Annotated in this window: 15 protein-coding genes; 9 read left to right on the top strand and 6 right to left on the bottom strand. The window is 47.2% G+C overall.

What is annotated here, in order from left to right:
* The first annotated feature begins 136 nt into the window (after window positions 1-136).
* From NDA06_RS21570 to NDA06_RS21555, 4 genes are all read left to right on the top strand, one after another.
* Window positions 137-2,008: an NAD(P)H-quinone oxidoreductase subunit F gene (locus NDA06_RS21570; protein WP_190986864.1), complete on the top strand. Its 1,872-nt coding sequence runs from the start codon at window positions 137-139 to the stop codon at window positions 2,006-2,008.
* A 159-nt stretch (window positions 2,009-2,167) separates the two neighbouring features.
* On the top strand, window positions 2,168-2,881 hold the full coding sequence (locus NDA06_RS21565; protein ID WP_190426520.1) for a carbonic anhydrase: 714 nt from the start codon (window positions 2,168-2,170) through the stop codon (window positions 2,879-2,881).
* Between the two features lie 199 nt (window positions 2,882-3,080).
* Window positions 3,081-4,592, top strand: coding sequence for an NADH-quinone oxidoreductase subunit M (locus NDA06_RS21560; protein WP_190986863.1), 1,512 nt, complete (start codon window positions 3,081-3,083; stop codon window positions 4,590-4,592).
* 282 nt (window positions 4,593-4,874) lie between these two features.
* Window positions 4,875-6,176: a CO2 hydration protein gene (locus tag NDA06_RS21555; RefSeq protein WP_190986862.1), complete on the top strand. Its 1,302-nt coding sequence runs from the start codon at window positions 4,875-4,877 to the stop codon at window positions 6,174-6,176.
* A 150-nt stretch (window positions 6,177-6,326) separates the two neighbouring features.
* Here NDA06_RS21555 and NDA06_RS21550 read toward each other — a convergent pair whose 3' ends face one another.
* The 4 genes from NDA06_RS21550 to NDA06_RS21535 all read right to left on the bottom strand — a co-directional run bounded on the left by NDA06_RS21550 (window position 6,327) and on the right by NDA06_RS21535 (window position 13,423).
* On the bottom strand, window positions 6,327-6,728 hold the full coding sequence (locus NDA06_RS21550) for a fasciclin domain-containing protein (protein WP_190411546.1): 402 nt from the start codon (window positions 6,726-6,728) through the stop codon (window positions 6,327-6,329).
* Window positions 6,729-6,876: 148 nt separating this feature from the next.
* Window positions 6,877-8,673, bottom strand: coding sequence for a diguanylate cyclase (locus NDA06_RS21545; protein ID WP_190986861.1), 1,797 nt, complete (start codon window positions 8,671-8,673; stop codon window positions 6,877-6,879).
* The gene (locus NDA06_RS21540) at window positions 8,666-9,058 is read right to left on the bottom strand and encodes a response regulator (protein ID WP_190427114.1); all 393 of its coding nucleotides are present in this window, start codon (window positions 9,056-9,058) and stop codon (window positions 8,666-8,668) included. Before NDA06_RS21540 ends, NDA06_RS21545 begins: the two co-directional genes overlap by 8 nt.
* A 444-nt stretch (window positions 9,059-9,502) precedes the next feature.
* Window positions 9,503-13,423, bottom strand: coding sequence for a PAS domain S-box protein (locus NDA06_RS21535; protein WP_190986860.1), 3,921 nt, complete (start codon window positions 13,421-13,423; stop codon window positions 9,503-9,505).
* Between the two features lie 229 nt (window positions 13,424-13,652).
* Here NDA06_RS21535 and NDA06_RS21530 point away from each other — a divergent pair, with 229 nt between their 5' ends.
* Window positions 13,653-14,228 (top strand): DUF924 family protein, encoded by a 576-nt coding sequence (locus NDA06_RS21530; protein WP_190986859.1) that lies wholly within the window; start codon window positions 13,653-13,655, stop codon window positions 14,226-14,228.
* A gap of 61 nt (window positions 14,229-14,289) precedes the next feature.
* Here the strand turns inward: NDA06_RS21530 and NDA06_RS21525 are convergent, their stop codons facing one another.
* The gene (locus NDA06_RS21525; protein WP_242033094.1) at window positions 14,290-16,785 is read right to left on the bottom strand and encodes a glycogen/starch/alpha-glucan phosphorylase; all 2,496 of its coding nucleotides are present in this window, start codon (window positions 16,783-16,785) and stop codon (window positions 14,290-14,292) included.
* 804 nt (window positions 16,786-17,589) lie between these two features.
* On the opposite strand from NDA06_RS21525, the gene NDA06_RS21520 reads away from it, so the two are divergent.
* The 4 genes from NDA06_RS21520 to NDA06_RS21505 all read left to right on the top strand — a co-directional run bounded on the left by NDA06_RS21520 (window position 17,590) and on the right by NDA06_RS21505 (window position 21,868).
* The gene (locus NDA06_RS21520) at window positions 17,590-18,129 is read left to right on the top strand and encodes a pentapeptide repeat-containing protein (protein ID WP_190411552.1); all 540 of its coding nucleotides are present in this window, start codon (window positions 17,590-17,592) and stop codon (window positions 18,127-18,129) included.
* Window positions 18,130-18,513: 384 nt separating this feature from the next.
* On the top strand, window positions 18,514-20,118 hold the full coding sequence (locus NDA06_RS21515; protein WP_348251847.1) for a DUF4419 domain-containing protein: 1,605 nt from the start codon (window positions 18,514-18,516) through the stop codon (window positions 20,116-20,118).
* 140 nt (window positions 20,119-20,258) lie between these two features.
* On the top strand, window positions 20,259-20,879 hold the full coding sequence (locus NDA06_RS21510; RefSeq protein WP_347277077.1) for a Uma2 family endonuclease: 621 nt from the start codon (window positions 20,259-20,261) through the stop codon (window positions 20,877-20,879).
* 365 nt (window positions 20,880-21,244) lie between these two features.
* On the top strand, window positions 21,245-21,868 hold the full coding sequence (locus NDA06_RS21505; RefSeq protein WP_190987258.1) for a hypothetical protein: 624 nt from the start codon (window positions 21,245-21,247) through the stop codon (window positions 21,866-21,868).
* A 73-nt stretch (window positions 21,869-21,941) separates the two neighbouring features.
* Here the strand turns inward: NDA06_RS21505 and NDA06_RS21500 are convergent.
* Window positions 21,942-22,403, bottom strand: a 462-nt coding sequence (locus tag NDA06_RS21500) for a transposase (RefSeq protein WP_348251846.1), incomplete at its 5' end; no start/stop codon positions are given.

Below are 22,403 nucleotides of genomic sequence, written 5' to 3'. Positions count from 1 at the left end.
TACTTGAACCATTAAGATAAGCAGAACGCTTAAGAAATTATTAATTCGGCATTCGCCTTACTGCATAGGTTGGTTAGGGAAATTACGGGTTGGCTGAAAGCAACCCTAGCTTTGCTGCAAGTTTGGAGGGAATTCAGTGGTTCAGGCTCTCATCGATACTATTTGGTTAGTCCCTTGCTATGCCTTAATTGGTGCTATTTCCGGGCTATTATGGTCGCCCGGTGTCATCCGCCGCACAGGGCCGCGCCCCGCTGGTTACATTAACTTGCTGATGACCTTTTTGGCATTCGTTCATAGCTTAGTGACTCTGCAAGCGATTTGGAACCAGCCGTCTCAAGAAATAACGTTTACATGGCTGTCGGCAGCGGGTTTGGATTTAAATTTCCCCCTAGAAATCTCAGTAATTAACGTTGCAGCGATCGCTTTAGTAACCGGGTTAAACCTGCTAGCCCAGATATACGCGATCGGCTACATGGAGATGGACTGGGGCTGGGCACGCTTTTATGCCTTGCTGGGGCTTTTTGAGGCAGGGATGTGTGCTTTAGCTTTGTGCAACTCCTTGTTCTTTAGCTATGTAATCCTGGAAATCCTCACCTTGGGGACTTATTTGCTGGTAGGACTTTGGTTTAGCCAGCCGCTAGTGGTGACGGGGGCGCGGGATGCTTTCTTAACCAAGCGGGTTGGGGATTTAATCATGCTGATGCCAGTCATTGCCTTGTATCCCCTGGCAGGAAGTTGGAATTTTAACGATCTAGCAGAATGGGCAAAAACCGCTGATTTAGACCCTACACTAGCCGCGCTATTAGGTTTAGGTTTAATTGCTGGCCCGATGGGTAAATGCGCTCAATTTCCGTTGCATTTGTGGTTGGATGAGGCAATGGAAGGGCCGCTTCCCAGCACGATTTTGCGGAACTCGGTCGTCGTGGCAACAGGTGCCTGGGTGTTGATTAAGTTGCAACCTGTGTTAGCCCTTTCTCCGATAGTGTCGTTGGCGCTGATATCGATCGGTGGTGTGACGGCGGTTGGCGCTTCCTTGATTGCGATCGCGCAAATTGATATCAAACGCGCTTTGTCCTATTCCGTCAGCACCTACATGGGATTGGTATTTATCGCTGTAGGCACTCAACAAGATGATGCAGCTTTGTTGTTGATCTTGACTCATGCGATCGCAATGGCGCTGTTGGTAATGAGTGTTGGTGGAATTATTTGGAACAACATCACCCAAGACTTAACCCAACTCGGCGGTTTATGGTCGCGCCGTCCCATATCCGGGTTAGCCTTTCTGGTTGGGACGCTGGGGTTAATCGCTTTTCCGCCTCTAGGCAGCTTCTGGGCATTGCTGAAATTAGCAAATGGTTTGTGGGCAACTCAACCTTGGCTAGTCGGGTTATTGCTGGTGGTCAATGGTTTGACAGCCTTCAGTTTAACGAGAGTGTTTGGGCTGATTTTTGGCGGAGAACCCAAGTCGATGACTGTGCGATCGCCAGAAGCATTTTGGCCTTTAACTTTTCCCATGATAGTTTTGGCCGCCTTCACCCTCCACCTCCCCTTAGTGTTACAGAGCTTGTCGCTACTGCCGAGTTGGGCAACTCTCAATAAAGATATGGCGCTACTGTTGATTTGGTCTAGCATCTTTGGTTGCAGCCTTGGGGGTGCGATCTATCTGAATAAAATGTGGCAAAAACCTGTCCAACTTCCTTGGAAACCCCTGCAAGATTTGTTGGCTTATGACTTTTACACCGCCAAAATTTACCGCGTGAGTATTGTTTTCAGCGTTGCTTTAGTTTCCCGCTTCATCTCTGCCTTTGACCGCTACTTAGTGGATGGCTTCGTTAATTTTGTCGGCGTTGCTTCCCTTTTCGGCGGACAAAGTTTGAAATACAGCACTTCCGGACAATCCCAAGCTTATGCGATGACGATAGTAATGGGAATAATTGTCTTAGGAATGCTATTATACTGGCGCTTCTTTCATGCCGCTTCACCACTCTTTGTAGCACTCGCTCAATAGGTCGAGAGTGGGCGATCGCTGCCCTACCAAACTAACTGAAAACCCGGTTGGTTTAGAACTTTTTGTCATTAGTCCTTTTTAAATTGCAAAGGATACATAACTAATGACAAAATACAAAGAGAGCAAGTCTTTAACCCTTAGGAAGGAAGCTACGAACCAATGAATTCAAAAAAGCAGAAAGGACAATTCTCCAGACGGAATTTGCTGAAATTTAGCGCAGGCGCAGTAGGAGCAGGGGTCGTAACTGCCGGACTCGGAACCAAGTTGGTTTTCCCCGACCAAGCCGTTGCAGAGAATGACATGACCCCCGATCAAGCGCTGCAAAGTTTAATGGAGGGGAATCAACGGTTTATTACCAGAAAAACTAAAAATATCAACCGAGATTTTCAACGTTTGACCGCCGTTGCGAAAACTCAGAAGCCATTTGCGGCGATTCTCAGTTGCGCGGATTCGCGAGTTCCTTCTGAGATTATCTTTGACCGGGGATTTGGAGATTTGTTTGTATGCCGCGTGGCAGGAAATATCGCAACTCCGGAGGAAACCGGGAGCCTAGAATTTGGGGGTTTAATATTAGGAACCAAGGTAATCATGGTCATGGGGCACAAAAGATGTGGGGCGGTAGATGCCACCATTAAAGGTGCCCAAGTGCCTGGTCAAATTGGTAGCTTAATTGAGGCAATAAAACCTGGTGTAGAAAATTCAAAAGGCAAACCCGGCGATCGGCTAGAGAATGCTAGCAAAGCGAATGTTTTGGTTCAAGTAGAAAAATTGAAAACCTCTCCTGTCATTTCTCAGTTAATTCAGGAAAATAAACTGAAAGTTGTAGGTGGTTATTACGATTTGGACACTGGCAAAGTCACCTTACTGAGTTAGGTAGAGCTATAGCAATCCTATTTAAGTGGTGAGATGTCTTCGATTAACGAAGCGCGATCGCGTGTTAACGGAGGGAAAAAGGAGAGAAGAATATCTCCTACATAAATTGGGATTGCTATATAGCCAAACCGCCGTTTCTATGATTCTCATTCAGCCGGTCAACAGAAATCAGCAATCAGGAATCAGCAAATAACAAACCATGCTCAGCACTTTTATTTGGCTACCCTTTTTAGGTGCCGCTCTCGTCGGATTCTTACCTAACTTATCTGCTAGTCAGCTCCGTTTACTTGCATTAGCGATTATCAGTGGAATTTTATTAGAGACAGGATTTCTTTTAACCCAATTCGACCTGAACAATGCCGGGATGCAATTCTCTGAATTTATGCCCTGGATTGAAAAATTGGGATTGAATTACAGCCTTGGTGTTGATGGTTTGTCTTTACCGCTGTTGGCTTTGAATAGCCTGCTGACATGGATTGTTATTTACAGCACCTCAAAGCAGATTACTCGTCCTCAGCTTTACTATTCTTTAGTGCTGCTGGTCAATGCTGGAATTGCGGGTGCCTTCCTGTCGCAGAATTTGATGCTGTTTGTGTTGTTCTACGAACTAGAACTGATTCCGCTGTACTTGTTAATTGCCATCTGGGGCGGAACTGAAAAGCGTGGCTACGCAGCGATGAAGTTTCTCATTTATACAGCGCTTTCTGGAATTTTAATTCTGGCGGCATTTTTGGGTATAACTTGGCTGGGTAACGCTCCTAATTTTGATTACAATGCCAACATTGCTCAAGGTTTACCGTTACAAGCGCAGCTAATCCTGCTAACAATGCTGGTAGTGGGTTTCGGAATCAAAATTCCCCTAGTTCCGTTGCATACTTGGTTGCCAGATGCTTATGTCGAGGCTTCACCACCCGTAGCCATTCTTTTAGGTGGCATCCTGGCAAAGTTAGGAACCTATGGTTTAGTACGGTTTGGTTTAGGAATGTTTCCCGAAACCTGGACAATTGTGGCACCAGGGTTAGCGATTATCGGAGCGTTTAGTGCCGCTTACGGGGCGCTGAGTGCGATCGCTCAAAAAGATATCAAACGCATGGTCGCTTACAGCTCTATCGGTCACATGGGCTATGTTCTGTTAGCCGCCGCCGCTGCTACACCGCTTAGTTTACTCGGTGCCGTCTTGCAAATGGTTAGCCACGGTATCATCTTAGCCATCCTCTTCCATTTGGTGGGCGTTATCGAAAGCAAAGTTGGCACCCGCGATTTAGATGTCTTGAATGGTTTGTTGAGTCCCCAACGCGGCTTACCGCTTACCACTGCTTTGCTAGTTCTAGGCGGAATGGCGAGTGCTGGTATCCCCGGTATGGTAGGCTTTATCGCTGAATTTTTAGTGCTGCAAGGTAGTTTCATCGTATTTCCAATTCCAACCCTGATTTGTGTAATTTGTAGCGGTTTAACGGCAGTTTATTTTGTGATTCTCATTAACCGCACCTGTTTTGGCAAACTGAACAATGCCGCAGCCTACTATCCCAAAGTTGAATGGGTTGAGCGCACCCCAGCTTTAGTTTTAGCAGCCTTAATCTTCTTCTTAGGAATCTTCCCCAATTGGCTGGTGCGTTGGAGCGAACCGACAACCGCTGCAATGGTTGCTACCATGCCCACGACTACTACTCAGCAAGTTGCTATCAACTACCAAGCTTCAGTTCAGGAGTAGAAAATTACTTTCATTCCTCTCGTTCCTTTGCTCAGCCTGGAAACGAAAAACCTCAGCTAAAATTTCGTAGGCTGGGTTGAGGAACGAAACCCAGCAACCCCTATAGAGCTAAATCTAAGCTCAGGCGGAAAATGAGAAACCTAAGCCCCCAGATCCCTTAAAAGCCAGGGAAGGGGTTGGGGGAAAGGTCAAAAACGTCAAAAACACTGCCCGCACAATTAAATAACGACTCATCAAAAAACATTCAGTAATTCATCTAAACGAACTAAAAAGGGACTAAAAATGGTACAAACTCCATCTAAGCCTTCAACAAAATTACCTCCTTCTAACCATGAATTTGCCGAAATTATTCACCGCTTAGAAGCTGGTGGTGCCATGCTGCCAGATACGCCGGAAAATCTCATGCAAATTATCGGTATTTATAAAGCGTATGCAGTACCGATGGATTTCTACTGGCGCGACCTGCTTTATATTGCCGAGCATGTCTTTTTAAATCCCTTTCCCTTCTTTAAATACTTCTTGCCCAAAGAGTATTTAGAGTTACATAATCATTACGCTGGAGACGATGCAGATTTGCGGATCTGGCGCGGAGAAGCTACCGCTCATCCCGAACTTCTAGAGTTTATCGAGAAGGGCGAAACTTCTAAAATGCCCAAGTTATTCCATCACTTAGGGCATGACCGAATTAATATGGAATTTGCCGAAGCTTGTATGCAAGCAATGCTTTGGCACGGCAGAGATATGGGCTGGGGTAAATTCGATGCCTATCTGGATACCGATGAATATAAAGCGAATGCAGATAGAGCAATTAAGGCTTACTTCAAAGGCAATCCGGCGATGCTGGGATTGTATAAACTGTTCCCTGATATGTTCTTAGAACAGGTGCGCCAACTGTCTTACTACAGTAATTTAGGCTTGTTCTGGGAAGTGATGGCTCCAGTTTTCTTTGAGATGTCCGACCTCTACGATGAGGGGAAAATTACCAGTGTGCCGGAAGCGATGAATTTTCTGGTAAATGGAATTTTTGCGATCGCGGGTCGTCCAATTTATCATCACGTTTACATTCGGGGTGAAAAGTATGAAATTATCCCCAAATCTTGCGGTTTCACATGGCTGTACGAAGCAGCATTACCGTATGTGGAAGCTGTATTCTACCGCACCGCTCCATTCCGGGGTACAAAATCTTACAATGCTCAGGCAAAGCAAGTTCCGGAAAATCAGAAAGATTTCCACTATGGAATTCTCTATGCTGATGTATTTCCGGTGGGAACTGCTGGCATTCCGCCGACATTGTTAATGCAGGATATGCTGCATTTCCTCCCACCCTATCTCGTGGATTACTATCGCCAACACTGCCGCGGTGAAGATGATATGTTAATCCAATTAGGGATTACTTTCCAACGCTCGATGTACTGCGTTACTTCTGCTGTTATCCAAGCATTGCGGACTGCACTTCTGTATCCTTTAGATGACTCCAATCCGAAGCATTTACAAGCAAATCGGGAGTTTTTTGAAGCTCAGATGGATCGCTTTAAGCGTCCTGAAGCTCGTTTGCGGGATATTCAGCAGTCGGATTATCGATAGGAGATCCCCCCCAACCCCCGCGCTAACGCGCCGCTTCGCTGGAAAAAAGGGGGGCTTTTAAAAGGAGCGATCGCACTCCGATTCCTTGATTCCTCCAACACACCTCAAATAGGGTTTTTAAAAAGGGAGCGATTGCTCCCTTTTTTTTATTTAACCCATTAAAATTACCGTGTCGATAACGTGAATCACGCCATTATCTGCTTCGATATCTGGTGCGAGAACTGTAGCATTTTTCACCTCAAAACCATCAGAACAATCAATTCTGATGGGTGAACCTTCCACTGAGGTGACAGAACTTACTTTCTCTAAATCGGCTTTCATTAACTTGCCAGGAACGACATGATAGGTGAGAATTCTGGCAAGCTGGGGAATATTTTGCACCAAGGTTTGAATCGTTCCGGGTGGAAGTTTGGCAAAGGCATCATCATTCGGTGCAAAGACAGTAAAAGGGCCAGGACTTTTCAGCGTGTCCACCAACCCTGCCGCTTGGACAGCAGTTACTAAAGTTTTGAAAGAACCCGCACCAACGGCAATATCAACAATGTCAGCCATCTGTTCTCACTTAATAGATTGTATGGAAAAGCTCTGATAACAGTGTAGGGTGAGCCTTGCCAATATTATTGGATTGGCTATTTGCGATCGCTTTAAATCTTTAATGTTCGTTAAAAGCAGTTGTAATCTCTTGATCGCAGAGATTTGTTCACGTAGACAGAACCACCTGATTGCGTCCGCGTCGTTTGGCTTCATAGAGAGCTTTATCTGCGGCTTCATTGAGTTGGGTCGCTTCATCTACGTTGGGAAAGACAGCGATGCCACAGCTAAAAGTAACCGAAAACTCAGCGCCGTCAGACTGCTGCCGAACTTGTGCAAAACCTTCGCGGATTCGGTTGAGAACTTGCACGGCTGTTGCACCATCTGTATTCGGGAGGATAGCCGCAAACTCTTCCCCGCCATAACGACCCGTGATATCAGTTTTTCGCAAACGCTGCTGCAACAGACGGGATAAACTTTTCAGTACGCGATCGCCTGTGAGATGACCATAAGTATCGTTGACTGACTTAAAATCATCAATATCAATCATGGCAAAGGCAAGGTTCGTCTTTTCGCGCTGACCTCGTTGCACCTCAATACTGAGTTGCTCTTTAATCGTCGTATGATTGAGCAGCCCAGTCAGACTATCGCGCACCATCACCGAACGTAAAAGACGCGATCGCTGCACTCGCGGCATCACCGACGCAATCAGATGATTTGGCTGAATCGGCTTGGTTAAAAAATCATCCCCGCCTAGCTGAATCGCCGCTAGCTGCTTATTCAGATCCGTCTCCATCGACAGAAACACAATCGGAATGCCCACATAAGCTGGTTGCTGACGGATCACCGCTGCCAGTTCCACTCCATCGCATCCCGGCATATACATATCCATCAAAATTAGATCCGGTCTGAACTCAATTAACGGCGGCATCACCTGCAACGGATCTGTCACCACCAGCGCCGTCATTCCCGCCTGTTCCAAAGTCCAACCATAGAAGGATGCCAAAGGCGCATCATCGTCAACAATTAAAATGCGATACGGCTCTGGTGCTTGCGGCACTGTCAGCAAATCCAGCGCGTCAATCAATTCTCCAATGTTAATTGGCTTGGGAAAATACGCCTTTCCACCCGCTCTCACCGCCTGTAAACGAGCCATGAGATCGTTTCTGGCAGAAATAAACAAAACTGGCAGCGGTTGCTCTCGGTGCTGCTGGATGGCAGTAATTGTTTTGGGGCCAGCGAGACTGTCTTGGGGGAAAACAACATCTACAATTGCAGCGGCGGGTGGTGTTTGCGCGATCGCCTCCTCCAGTTCAGCAATTTTGTCAAAAGTGCGAACCTGATAACCAAAACAACTGATTTGCAACGCCAAATCCTGCGATAGATGCGGATCGTCTTCCACCAAAAAAATCAGCCGATTCTCTGTCCAAGGCTCTTGAGACTGCAACGGGGGGAGGTTTAGATCCAGTACACAAGTGTCCTCCACAGCGATCGCCTGTTTCAATCCTCCTACCAGCACGCAGATTTGTGCTTGTTCTTCTGCGGTTGGCAACTTTCCACTATCCAAAATCGCTTTGAATACCAGTTCCAAAGTTCGCGCCGCATTCCCTAACCCCAGCAAGCCAAACGTGGCACTAGAACCCGCCAAACGGTGCATCAGGTGGTGTAGCGTTTCCAAAGGTGAGGCAGCGGCTTCTAGCAGGGACTGAGGCGGATTTGGAGAATGCGAAAGGGGCTGAACCTTTGAGGTGCTGAGGGGTTGATGTTCTTGATTCTCTCCTGCTCCAGGCAGGGTTTCCCCGCCCCTACATCCTGACTCCCCAGCTACGGTCCCTCTTTCCTCAAGGCTTCCCAGCAGCTGATTCCAAATTGTTTCAATCTGCTCAATTCGACTCGGCAGTTGTTGCCTATAGGCAAGGCGTAAGGCATTGAGTTGTTCTTGCGGATCTTGAAGCGCATCAATCATGGTACTGAAACCACATACGATTGAGAGTTGCAGAAAGGGTCATGGGATCGAACGGCTTCGCAATCACATCCAATACACCAAGTTGCTTATAATAAGCTACTTCATGGGTTTGCACTTTGGCTGTCAAGAAAATTACCGGAGTGCTTAAAGTTTGCGGGAGTTCCCGCAGTGCCTTTAGGGTGGTCATCCCATCCATCCCAGGCATCATCACATCCAGCAAAATCAAATCTGGGGCAAATATCGGCGCTTTCTGAATCGCTTCGCTCCCAGAACTACAGACTTCTACCGTGAAACCGCCGACTACTTTCAAACCCAAGCAGGCAACGGTCTGAATGTCCGGATCATCTTCCACCAACAAGATACGAGTTAAAGATGGAGTTGTCATATTGCTTTTGATTGATTACTCATTAATTTAAACTGAGTTGGAAGAAAAAGCATATCTATAAAAAAAGAGAAGATTCTACAATTCATTTGAGATTGCAATAGTTTAGGGTTTATTGTTCTTACCTCTACGAATAACGAACTCCTTCCCTATCTCCAGAAAGTAGTAAGACTAAATTATTAGTAAGCTCGGAAAAGCGCTTTTTACTCCCCGTCTTACCCTTGCCATGTTGAGTTCCTTACCTCAAACTCCACGCCTCTCAACGCGGAGAACCAAGCAGGATGGGAATGGCTCCCCAGTCTACAATATGACATGGTTTAATTCGGTCATCCTACTAAATATTTTGATTTTTAGTTTATAAATTAAAAATTTAATAACAACTATTTAAACTCAATAAAATTTAAGTTTCAATAAACGTTTAATTTATTGAAACTTAAAAAAACAGAATTAAGAAGCGGAATTACCGCGTCCAATTAGGGATTTAATCGTTTCCAGCAACTGCTGATTGGAGGTGCGGGACTTGACGAGTGCCGCAGCTACGTGATGTGCCGCCTCCATGCCAACGGTATTGGCGGAGAAAATGACTGCGGGGATGGAGGAAAAAATCTGATTGTTGAGATCCGCTAGCAATTCTAGACCAGAACCATCCGGTAAACTGAGGTCAAGAATCACTAAGTCAAAAGTTTTAGAAGACAGCTTGTGTCTTGCCTCATGAAGATTTTTAGCTGAATCAATTTCGGCGATATTCTGCAAAATTGTTGAGACCACCTGAGTTAAATCCGGATCGTCCTCAACATACAAAATATGAGGCTTACTGTCTGAGTTCTGCCGAACTGCTTGGCGGACAGATGCCATCAATCGCGCCTGATCGATTGGTTTATCCAGCCAGTCTATCACCGGCAATCCACCGCCACTGAGTTGTTCGCGCCCCTGTTGGGCTTTGGCAGAAACGACCACAATCGGGAGACTCTGAGTATTTTCATCTTCCCGCAGTTCGCGGATCAAAGAGATGCCATCTTGACCGGGTAGCGCCAAATCTACAGTCATCGCTGCATAGCAATTTTCTGACAAAAGCTGCTTGGCTTGGGCTGCATTGTAGGCGATATCTGCACTTAAACCTTCTTGTTTCAGCATCAGCGACAGCAGCGTGGCAATATCGGGATCGTCTTCACAGATAAGGATGGGGAGACTTTCCGGCGAGTGGGAAGTCATAATCTTTGAGATCCGTGCTTCTTGCCATTCTGGTAAATCGAAGTAGAAAGTCGTCCCGACATTCGTTTGAGTTTCAAAACTAATGTGTCCTCCGAGTTTTTCTACGATCGCTTTGCAGATACTTAAACCTAAGCCAGTTCCTCCCTTTTGACGGGTATCTGAGGAATCTGCTTGAGCAAATTTCTGAAAAATCCGGGGGCGAAAGTCTTCGGGAATGCCACAACCGCAGTCGGTAACGGCAACTCGGATGGTATTTGGCGATTGAGTTGGACGGGAAACGGAGAGGGTGACGGTACCATTGGGGGGAGAGAATTTGGCAGCGTTGGAGATGAGGTTAGCCAGTACCTGCATCAGGCGATCGCGATCGACATTTACCTGAACACCGGACAACTCAGACTCCAGTACCAACTGCACCCCAAACTGTTCGCCATAGCCCCGGTTCGCCTCCAGCGCCTGCTCTACGAGGGGCATTAGTTCCAGCGGCTGGAGATGAAAATCCATTTTGCCGGATTCAATCTTTTCAATATCTAAAATGTCGTTAATCAGGAGAATCAGACGCTCGGTATTTTTATAAGCAATATTCACTAGCGCCTTTGCCTCATTGGGAATTTCACCCGTCACACCTCCAGCAATTAAACTCAAGGAGCCTCGCACCGAAGTGAGCGGCGTCCTCAATTCATGGCTGACGATGGAGACAAATTCGTTTTTCAGTCGCTCCATCTCCTTGCGCTCGGTAATATCGCGCACGATTGCCAGCACTTCATCCGCTCCGTTGACAACAACGCGAGCTTCATAATCGCGCACAGAGCCTATCTCTCCGGTTGGGTAAGCGGGATTCAAGGGGGCGAGCAGTTGATATTCAAAAACTTGGATCTCGTTAGCAGACAGCGCTTTGGCTACATAATGCAGCATTTGCTGCGCTACCTCGGTTGGCAAAAGCTCCTGCACAGTTTGACCGATGACTTGAGCGGGAGCGATCGCCCGAACGTCATTTTTAGCCGCTCTGAAGTCTAGAAAGGTGCCATCTTCACGGATGCGAAACATCGAATCTGGGATTGCGTCGAGGAGGGCGCGAGTTTTGGCTTCACTTTGGCGCAGCACTTCGCTTTGGCGGAGGGTTTCCTCTACTTGGATGCGTTCGGTGATGTCGGTGGCGACGCCAATTGCGCCCATGACTTCGTTGTTGGCGTTTCGCAGGGGCGAATAGCGAACCTCGAAGGTCAATTTGCCCATTTTTACCAGGGATGTTAAGGCTTTGCCGGATAGCGCTTGCCGAACCTCTTCGAGAATCTGTGGGAAGCGGCGGTACACCTCAAAGATGGATTGACCAACCACCTTCCCCGCTTCCAGTCCCAAAGTATCCAGACCGCTCCCTTCGGAAAAGGTAATGACACCCCGATCGTCTAAGGCAAATAGAACGATGGGCGCACTTTTCACGACAGTCCGCAGACGTTCCTCGCTATCGCGCAATGCAGTCTGAGCGGCTTGCGATCGCGCTAGTTCCGCTTCTACTTGCTCGAACAAAGCGGCTTGTTGAATGGCGATCGCGATTTGCACGCTCAGTGCCTCTAGCAGTTCGACTTCCTCATATTGCCACTGCCGCGACGAGCGACAGTGATGGGCAATCAGCAACCCCCACAAGTGGTCTCCTTGCAAAATCGGCACGACTAGATTCGCTCGCACCTGAAATTGCTCTAGCAATTCAATATGGCAGGGGTTGAGCTGAGCCGTGTAGATATCTTCAATGACACGGATACGACCTTGTTGATAAGCCGCAGCGTAGCTTTTGCCAAAGCACGGATCTTTGATATTGCTTCCCAGCACCGCCAACCACTGGGTACTCACGGACTCTACAACGACGGTGCCACTTCCATCCGGCTCAAAGCGGTACAAGATCGTTCGGTCTGTCTGAAGAAACTGCCGCACTTCCGCCACGGCAGTGTTGAGAACATCCTCCAGCTTCAAGGATTGGCGGATACGCTCTTGCATCGCTCCTAAGAGCTGCTCCCGTCGCAGAAGCTGCCGTAAAACGGCTTCAGCCTGCTTGCGGGCGGTAATGTCGGTGTGAATCCCAATCAACCCGACTACATTACCATTGTCATCGGTGATGGCATCAGCCCGAAGCAAAATCGATATAGTGCGATCGCTCTGGGTACGCATCTCGACTTCACCACTCCAGCAGGAGTTGCCTTGTTTGATCGTGCTGATGACTTCACGAGCGACATTCGGATCGCAGTAACGGATGGCTGATCCCCCAGCAGTATTGATTTCTTCTGTGGTGTATTCAAACAATTCCACAAACGCCGGATTGTGATAGAGGGACTGCCCTTTGGCGTTCGTAATGATGATGGCATCACTCGCATTTTCAACGGCTTTGCTAATCCGAATCAGATGTTCTTGGGCTTCCACTCGGTCGGTGATGTCAGTTTGGACACCCACAAAGTTTGTGAGTTTTCCTTGGGGATTCTTTACTGGCGCAACTCGCAGTTCGTTCCAGAAAAGCGTCCCATCTTTGCGGTAATTCCGCAAGGTGACATTGCACTCTTTTCCGTCCCGGATTGCCGTTCGCAATTGAGCGATCGCCGGTTGCTCTGTATCGATTCCTTGCAAGAAGCGGCAGTTGTGCCCTAAAACTTCGCTCTCGGAGTACCCGGTCATTTCCTGGAAACTGGGATTGATATAAATCAAGGGATTGTCTGGCAAGCTCGCGTCGCTAATCACGATGCCGTTATTGCTAGCAGCGATCGCCTTCTCCAACAGGTGTAGGTGTTCCTGTGATGGATGGCGCTCGGCGATCGCATCTCTCGACACGATCAATCCGCCGATTTCACCTGTGCCCGTGCGCCACGGCTGTACTTCCCACCTTACCCACTCCACAGTTCCATCAGTACGGGGTAAAGATTCTTCAACCTTCTCGATGCTTCCCTCTAAACAACGCTGATGGATTGCCCGCCAACGCTCAATTTCACAACGCTCAATTTCACAACGCTCAATTTCATAGTAAGAGCGCCCGATAATGTCCTCGCCAAGATTGCGCTCCGTCAGCCATCGACGACTGAACAGCAGGTAACGCATCTCGCGGTCGAACATGGCAACGGCTGCTGGCGCTTGCTGGATAAACAGTTGAAGCAACTCTTGGTTATCGGTGTAATTCATGAGTCAGGCTGGGGGTGAGCGGGAAGTTAAAGTGACGCAGCTAAACACTTCTATTCCAAGGGTGCCCAAATGCAATCTTTAGCTATCATCGGCATCACCAAATCGCTGCTTCCGGGCGCTGACAATCCGGCTCAGTGCAGGAACCGATCCCTCCTTAGCCCCTTTTTTAAGCGGGAATTAGATCGGAGGATTGGGGAGAGCGAAATTGAGAGCGCTGGAGCCAAAACTCATGTCACAAGTCCATGAAATTTTGAATTTTTGGTTTGGCAAACCCGATGAGGCGGGTTATGGGAAACCCCGTAAAGTCTGGTTTACCAAAAAACCGCAGTTTGATGAGGAGATCCGAACCCGCTTCTTAGGAGACTACGAACTAGCCGCAGCGGGTCAGTTAAATTCCTGGAAGGAATCGCCCCAAAGCTGTTTAGCACTGATACTGCTATTAGATCAATTTCCACGCAATTTGTTTCGCGGGAGTGCCCAAGCCTTCGCTACCGATAGCCTTGCTCTGTCTGTGGCACAGCACGCAGTTGCCAATGGCTTCGATCGAGAATTGCTGCCAGTCCAGCGATGCTTTATTTATTTACCTTTTGAACATAGTGAAAATCTCGAACATCAGCGTCAGTCAGTGGAGTTATTTCAGCAATTGGGCGACGATCCTGACTGTATTGATTACATTTCCTACGCAGTTCGACACTTCGAGGTAATTGAACGCTTTGGGCGATTTCCCCATCGCAATCAGATTCTCGGTCGAGAGACAACGACCCAGGAGGCAGAGTTTCTTCAGCAGCCTGGGTCGTCATTTTAACGATTAAGATGCAACTGCATTGACTGTCTTGTCGCGCTGTCCCCTACTTACGAGTTGCTCGTTAAAGGACAGGGCGCTTGGCTTGCACCTTCACCTGCAAACCCGCTGTATGCGGTTGATACTCTTTCAAGTCGATCTTGACTGGCTGGACGTTCCAAATTTCTTGGCAATACTCCTTAATCGTGCGATCTGAGGAAAATTTCCCCGTGCGAGCAACGTTGAGAATTGACATTCGAGTCCAGTGCTTTGCGTCTCGATAAGCTCGGCTGACTTCTTGCTGGCAGTCAATATACGCTTGGTAGTCGGCAAAGAGCATATACTCATCCCTGTCTAGCAACGATTCCACAATTGGTTTGAAAAGGTCGCGATTGTCGGGTGAGAAGTAGCCGGAAGCGATCGCGTCGATCGTTTGTCGCAGTTCGGCGTTGCTATGGTAATAGTCTCGCGGGTTGTATCCCCTTGCCTTCAGTGCATATACTTCTTGAGTTGTCAAGCCAAATAAGAAAAAGTTTTCAGGCCCGACTTCTTGGCGGATCTCGATGTTGGCACCGTCCAGCGTTCCGATGGTAAGCGCCCCATTCATGGCGAACTTCATGTTGCCCGTCCCGGAAGCTTCTTTGCCCGCCGTGGAGATTTGCTCGGAAAGATCGGCGGCTGGATAAACTCGCTGACCGAGAGAGACCGAGAAATTTGCCAAGAAAACGACCTTAATGCGATCGCGCACATCCGGGTCATTATTGACGACTTTCGCCACCGAATTAATCAACTGAATGACCAGTTTGGCAATGTAGTAGCCAGGAGCGGACTTGCCTGCAAAAATAAAAGTCCGGGGCAAGATATCAACATTGGGATCTTTTTTGATCCGGTTGTACAGCGTAATAATGTACAGCACATTCAACAGCTGACGCTTGTACTCGTGAATCCGCTTCACCTGAATATCAAACAGAGAATCTGGATTTACTTCAATGTCGTTGTAGAGCAGAATGTACTCTGCCAAGGATTGCTTATTTTTGCGCTTAATCGACGAGAAGCGAGAACAAAACTCAGCATCATCAACAAACGCTTCTAGCTGCTTGAATTGATCGAGTTGTGTTACCCAATCATTGCCAATTTTCTCGGTAATCAGCTCAGACAGATGGGGATTGCTCAGCAACAACCACCGGCGCGGTGTCACCCCGTTCGTTTTGTTATTAAACTTTTCGGGCCACAATTCGTAGAAATCTCGCAAGACATCCGCTTTGAGCAAATCTGTATGCAGTGCTGCTACCCCATTGATGGAATGGCTACCCACGCAAGCTAAATGCGCCATGCGGACGTACTTCTGGGCACCTTCCTCAATAATTGACAATCTCCCCACCCGCGCCTCATCTCCCGGATACTTGGCACGTACCTCATCGAGAAAGTGACGGTTAATTTCATAGATAATCTCTAAGTGCCGAGGCAACAGATGCTCAAACAAGCTCACAGGCCAGCGTTCTAGAGCCTCAGAGAGCAGTGTATGGTTCGTGTAGGCGAAGACGCGCCGGGTGATGTACCAAGCTCGGTTCCAGCCTAATTCGTACTCATCCACCAGCAACCGCATCAGTTCGGCAACCCCAATCGATGGGTGCGTGTCGTTGAGCTGGATAGCGACCTTGTCGTAGAACCGATCGAAAGTCCGGTGAATGCGCTGATGCGAATTGATAATGTCTCGGAGAGAACAGCTGACGAAGAAATACTGCTGTTCTAGGCGCAGTTGCCGACCCTGAGAGGTGTTGTCGTTGGGATAGAGAACTTTTGAGATATTTTCAGAAAATATCTTGTTGGTAACGGCACCGGCATAATCACCGCTGTCGAAAACCTGGAAGTCGAACTCTTCAGAAGCCCCCGCCCGCCAGAGACGCAGCGTATTCACTGTATTGTTGTTGTACCCAGATACGGGTGTATCGTAGGGCGTCCCTAAGATTTTCCGATCGGGAATCCAACGCACTCGATAACGACCTTGTCCATCGCTGTAAGCTTCTGTATATCCGCCGAACTTCACTTCAACGGTTAATTCTGAGCGGCGAACTTCCCAAGGGTTGCCAAACCGGAGCCATTTGTCGGGGTGTTCGACTTGAGCGCCATCCTGAATCCATTGATCAAAGATCCCGAATTCGTAGCGAATGCCGTAGCCAACTGCCGGAATTTCTAAGGTGGCGAGGGAGTCGAGAAAACAGGCCGCCAGACGCCCTAAACCCCCATTGCCGAGTCCGGGTTCTGATTCTAATACTTTGAGGTCGTTGATGTCGAGTCCGGACTCGTGGAGAGCTTGGCGTGCCCGTTCGTACAAACCTAAATTGAGTAGGTTATTGTCCAACTGACGACCCATCAAGAACTCTGCCGATAGGTAATATACGGTTTTGACATCTTTGTCAATGTAGGTTCTGCTGGTGTTAATCCATCGGTGCAGCAAGCGATCGCGCACAGTATAAGCGAGAGCCATGTAGTAATCATGGGGCGTCGCCCAATACTCATCTTTTGCCAGCAGGTAATACAGGTTATCTGCAAACGCCCGTTTCAGGGTCACGACCGTCATCCCAGTGCGATCGTCTTCCACCTGAACTTCAACGGGTTCAATGGGTTCAATGGGTGTCTCCAAGTGGTCGGCGTGCCCGTCATACGGCGGCTCAAAACGCCCCCCCTGCGAGGGCTGATGACTACTTTCTGTCATGTATCAATCTCCGTTTAACAGCAGTCTGTTGCTAGTCCCAATCCTGTCATAACCGGCTTTAGGCTGGCACGGCGGGAAGTATTGGCGGGAAGTATTGGCAATATGCCTCCGGCACGCTGCACGAACGCATCTTCACAAAACCCGTGCCGAAGCGAATTGTGTAAATCTTTAATTTAAACCCAAAATTATTATATTTTGGCTAATGATTTTTATAGTTTTTTATTAAGCAAACTCAGAGAAATAAACATAACTCTTTATAGCGGCTGATGGTGAATTTTCACAGGGTTCCAGCAGTACCGTGCCCTAAAGAAAAACAGATATAATAACTTTTGTTACAATTCATCTGTAAATAAATGCAGACTAAGCCGTTTTTTTATTAAAAAGTAACAACTTTTTAAGGTTTAATGTCCAATTTAAAAATTTTTGGTTCAGCATCAACACAGAATCTTCACGATTTATTCCCTAAATTAGATGTAAAAGTAAAATGAAAGATTTAGTAAATACTACAGGGAGAGAAAATAGCATGAGCTTGCTGTCTTGCTTTGCGTGGTTGAAAAACGGCTTTCTGGGAGTCCCGCAAAAAACAACTAGGGAACTTATTGCACGACATTAACATTCGATAGGGAAAGAACAAGATTGTTAAGTGTTACCTAGGAAGAAGTAGTGAATATGAATGCTGAGACACTCAAAAGCAAGTATGCAGCAGGACAAAGAGACTTTCGGCAAGCGAATCTATACCGAGAAAAACTCACCTTTGCTTGTCTAGATGGAGCGAAGTTCAGTCAAGCTAATCTAGGCATGATCAACCTCAGGGGTGCAAATCTGCGTGGAGTAGACCTCCAACAAGCACACTTGATGAGGGCGAACTTGAAGGATGCAGATTTAACGGGAGCCAACCTGGAGGGAGCGAATTTAGCGGGAGCAAATCTCAGCGGAGCCAATCTTACGGGAGCCAATTTGAAAAAGGTAAATCTAAACCGAGCCGTATTAGGTGGAGCGAACCTGAGTCAAACTAATTTAAGGTACGCAAATCTCTGCGAAACCATTCTGTTTGGCGCAATTTTAACAGGAGCGATTCTGCTCAAAGCAAATGTAGCTGGAGCAGTTTTGCTGAAGACAAATCTGACGAATGCGGCTGTAATTGAAACCGATTTGAGCGAAGCACGCTTAGAAGAGGTCACGATGCCTGATGGTACAATCCATCAGTAATCGGTACGTTACTGCTCAGTGCAAAACATTTTTTACATTCTGAAAAACCGTTTGTGAGGAGCGCTAATTAAATAACCGATATACTTTCACCTTGTCAGTTGGATTTAGCTAAAGCGAAATCTAACGCTAAATCCGGCAGTCTTGGTGGGTGCTGTGACCTCAAACGCTACTTGTTGGGATTACCGTTAGAAAATCAATCGGATTAGGCTGAGTTTTGTGCTTTCACCTAACCGATAGGCGATCGCATCTGACCTTGACACCATCTTGACACCATAGAGAAAGACACGATTAGTTCCTTGATTCGTAAGATATATTCTTGAAGGATGCCACTCCCTTGTAAGTAGGCTTAGCCTCCATCCTATTTACTCACCACCAGAAATTTTTATGGAAACCGTAGCGTCGATTTTGCATCAATCGGACGGAGAAATTAGTTTTCTTGTTGATGATGTCCAGGTATGTCGAGATATCATTCCTGTTAGCGAGGCTTGGAGTAAATTTGAGGAGCGATTAGGTTCTCCATTATTGGCATTCAGCCACAGTAACTCATTTGAAGTCATTCAGGAATCAGGGAATCATCCTCTAGTCACTGCTGTTCATATTGCCCACAGCGAACATCGACCGCTGTTGCTGACTCCAGATGTAATTTGGCTGACAATTGCCCAAGGGTTTGCACAACATATCAACAATCATGCCGAAGAGTTGCGATCGCGTTTTGTGGGTCATTCCGGCAAGCTGGAGTTAAAGGTTGAGACTCAAAAACTCGATCAACCGAATGACTGGGCTGAAGTGATTGAACAATGGTCAGAACGCATTCGTCACAATGTTAAGCCCGATATTCACTCACTCATGGTGTGCAACTTCAGCACCACTACATCCATCATCCAAACTGCAAGTCAGGTGGTGATGATGGATGCGTTGCAGCAGTATTTTGATTATATGCTCTATGCCATTTGCGGCATTCCTGGGATTACAGTGCGCGGAACAGAAGCCGACTGGCGCAGTATCCGACACCGGGTTGAAGCGATCGCTGCTTACGATTTGGGTTGGTGGACAGAACGGCTGTTGCCAATTTGTGACGCTTTGATTGACACTGTTGCTGGTAGACCTCCACTGAAATTTTGGCAGCACATTTACAAACCAAAGGAGATATACGGTGGAGAGGTGATTACAGGATGGTTAGCCGATCTATTTCCCTACATTAATCATTCCGTCACCCATGCGCCTACACAAAAGAATCCGATTCTAGATATCCCTCGTGCAGAACTCACGGTCGAGGACGGAATCTCACCAACAGTATTACCCACGGGACTCTCTAAAGCACCAATCGCACTCGTTACCCCTAAAGGAAAAGCTGATTTAGAAGTGGTTGCAGGCTTTATTGGAGTTCGGCAACAAGATAGCTATCTCCAACCGGAAATCGGCTGGGCAGTACGGAAGCAAGATCGATTTCTCAAGATGCTAACCATCCTAGAGCAAAAACCTAGTATGCGATCGCCAATTGATTGGTCAGACAATCAAAGCCAACCGGAAATGCCAAAGGAACTGATTCAACTCCACAGCCATTTCGACGGTGGCACAATTTTTGCTCAAAGTGAATATCCTTGGCACATTCGGGCATTAGAGGACTATACTTATCACGAGTTGACAGGTACTGACAAACCATTCACTGGTTTCATCGATATTAAGGGCGATCAGTTCACTGGTTTCATGGATATTGAGGGCGATCGCTGCATTGCCTACGGTTATGTACGCCGCCTCAACAGTAGAAATCGCCTTTGGGAATGGTGGGTCATTGTAGGCAAACTCGTTTGTGAAAGAACCGATCCAATGTTTGGACAAGAAGTTTGGACATTCAGAACGGAAGACGTAAAGGTGATTGCCAAAGGAATTCCGCAACTGTTTGAACGGATCGCGAAAGCTAATGGACAATACTACTTTGACGATCCTGACTTCCAACCGGATGATTCATTGTCGGAAAATGCCAGATAGGTTTTGGCATCCGATTCAATGGCATCACTTACTCTGATAGGTGCGATCGCGCATTCGCCTAAGCAGCCCCATTCTCCACGTACAAAGGCAATTTCACAAGTGCTACCATCACCAGTAAATGCGCTCAAGTCACATACCCTGTGTCCACATCCATACCATCTGAGACACTGAATACCCAAACCATTGCGGCAGTACCAACAGAACCCGTTTGGCGTTTGAGTGTTGAGCAGTATCACAAGATGATTCGTCTTGGCATCCTGAGCGACGACGATCCGGTAGAGCTGCTGGATGGATGGTTGGTCTACAAAATGCCGAAAAATCCGCCCCATCGTGCGGCTACCAAACTCACTCGAAATGCCTTAGAAGCCGTCATTCCAGAAGGCTGGTACGTCGATACTCAAGAACCTATCACCCTAGCAGATAGTGAGCCAGAACCAGATGTGGTGGTCGTTCGGGGAAATACCCGCGATTACCTCGATCGTCATCCCGGTGCCTCTGACATCGCCCTAATTATTGAAGTTGCCGACTCTACCCTAGAGCGTGACCGCACCTCAAAACAGCGTCTCTATGCCCGTGCTGGGATTCCGATTTACTGGATTATCAACCTCCCAGAAAAGCAGATTGAGGTCTATACCGACCCTGTTGTGACATCCGAATCCATCTACCAGCATCGTCAAGATTATCAACTGTCTGATGAAGTGCCTGTTGCGATCGCAGGGCAAATTATCAGCCGTTTATCTGTGCTGGAGTTGCTTCCTTAAGCCTTAGTTGGGTTTAAATATTGTCGCCCGCGTAGGCTGTACTGAACGTTTGTGAACTTCAGAATTTTTTGTGGCGTTGCATGGCTTAGGATGACGAGTTTCGCTCCTCAAACCATCCCACAGGTAATGGCGAGCGCATTCTCAACTAGATGATTATCCACAATTGTTCGCAGCCGAGGAAGCGATCGCGCTTCCTAAATGGCTAACACAGGGAAATTCGTGCTTGAACCTAACAAATGGGTGATGAGCGATCGCGCTGATGAGGGTGCTAAAACGTTTAGAGTAGCATAATAGATAGCTAGGTCGCTTCGCCTCTGAACGGATAATTTACTATGAATAGGTGAAATCCATAAGGACTATAGAAAATGCCTCCAAATAAAAAAGATGATTTTAATTTAGATGATATTAATTCGGATGAGCCTGACAAACTGCTTGAGAATTTGAATAATCAGACCCCAATTGAACTACCATCTTTTGAGACTGACCTCGCCTACCTGTTAGACGACATCCAAAATACACAATTGCCAGAAACATTTTTCTCAGATGATGAGGCGTTTCAAAAATTGTTAGAAGATATTTCGGTGTCTGAGTCTGAATCTAATAGCATAGATTGGTCAGAACCGAATTTTTCAGCTTTGTTAGAAGACACGGAGGAGTTTGATCTATCTTCGATTGAGGAAAGTCTCGAAGAAGAACCCATACCTGAGCCAGATCCCAACCTAACAGCGAAAGATGTTGCAGCTTGGATGCTAAAGCAAGTTGAGACTAAAGGCGTATTCTACCAGCAAGATGCAGCTTGGCATATCAGAAGGTATTTTGGAGAGTGTTTTATTGGACTAAATAAGAATTCCAATCCTGCAATCTCAAAGAAAGTATTAAAAGAATTTCGGCTAATCTCACTTAAAACTGTGGTCTGGAACCGACGAGAGTTGTATTGGAGGCTTTGCCAGCCTAGCGATCCTTCCAAGAGTAGAAGGGTAGATGATTAGCCTCTAATTAGTCATGCTGCACTCTACGCCAAAACTTCACCTTGAAACCATTGCAAAGATAAGCAGTAAGTAGCTAGGATGATTTAAACCTAAAACGCTCCAACGTATACCCACCTTGTTCACTTCGTGATTCCATGCCCTCCATCACAGCCAGGGCTAAATCATATTCATTGTCAAACATTCGTCCTGAAATTTCATGAGCTTTGAGTTGATGCCACTGTCCTTCGATGGGGTTCATCTGGGAGCAATAAGCAGGCAAAAAGAAAATGAATAATCCTTGCGCTTGCCAGCGTGCCCACTGCTGACGAACCACTTTACTGGTGTGAATCGGTCCATTGTCTTGAACGATAACGGTAAGCCGTCCCGTTTGTTCGAGTGTTTGGGCCGCTCTGGCTGCAATCCCATCCATCACACTGATGTAACTTGCACTCTTAAATCCTCCTTGCACTAGCGCATACTCGAAGCGTTCATCCGGTTGCCAAAGACCCAAAATGCTAATTCGACTTCCGTAGCGTTGCTGGGTCTGCTCCAGGCA

Source organism: Trichocoleus sp. ST-U1 (genome assembly GCF_039961835.1).
GTDB lineage: Bacteria > Cyanobacteriota > Cyanobacteriia > Cyanobacteriales > FACHB-T130 > FACHB-T130.
This window is presented reverse-complemented; position numbering and strand designations above follow the sequence as displayed.

What these genes read in the sequence shown, in the direction of transcription:
- NDA06_RS21565 (WP_190426520.1), top strand. Translation starts at nt 2,168, where the DNA reads ATGAATTCAAAAAAGCAGAAAGGACAATTCTCCAGACGGAATTTGCTG.
- NDA06_RS21560 (WP_190986863.1), top strand. Translation starts at nt 3,081, where the DNA reads ATGCTCAGCACTTTTATTTGGCTACCCTTTTTAGGTGCCGCTCTCGTC.
- NDA06_RS21555 (WP_190986862.1), top strand. Translation starts at nt 4,875, where the DNA reads ATGGTACAAACTCCATCTAAGCCTTCAACAAAATTACCTCCTTCTAAC.
- NDA06_RS21550 (WP_190411546.1), bottom strand. Translation starts at nt 6,728, where the DNA reads ATGGCTGACATTGTTGATATTGCCGTTGGTGCGGGTTCTTTCAAAACT.
- NDA06_RS21545 (WP_190986861.1), bottom strand. Translation starts at nt 8,673, where the DNA reads ATGATTGATGCGCTTCAAGATCCGCAAGAACAACTCAATGCCTTACGC.
- NDA06_RS21540 (WP_190427114.1), bottom strand. Translation starts at nt 9,058, where the DNA reads ATGACAACTCCATCTTTAACTCGTATCTTGTTGGTGGAAGATGATCCG.
- NDA06_RS21535 (WP_190986860.1), bottom strand. Translation starts at nt 13,423, where the DNA reads ATGAATTACACCGATAACCAAGAGTTGCTTCAACTGTTTATCCAGCAA.
- NDA06_RS21530 (WP_190986859.1), top strand. Translation starts at nt 13,653, where the DNA reads ATGTCACAAGTCCATGAAATTTTGAATTTTTGGTTTGGCAAACCCGAT.
- NDA06_RS21525 (WP_242033094.1), bottom strand. Translation starts at nt 16,785, where the DNA reads ATGACGGTCGTGACCCTGAAACGGGCGTTTGCAGATAACCTGTATTAC.
- NDA06_RS21520 (WP_190411552.1), top strand. Translation starts at nt 17,590, where the DNA reads ATGAATGCTGAGACACTCAAAAGCAAGTATGCAGCAGGACAAAGAGAC.
- NDA06_RS21515 (WP_348251847.1), top strand. Translation starts at nt 18,514, where the DNA reads ATGGAAACCGTAGCGTCGATTTTGCATCAATCGGACGGAGAAATTAGT.
- NDA06_RS21505 (WP_190987258.1), top strand. Translation starts at nt 21,245, where the DNA reads ATGCCTCCAAATAAAAAAGATGATTTTAATTTAGATGATATTAATTCG.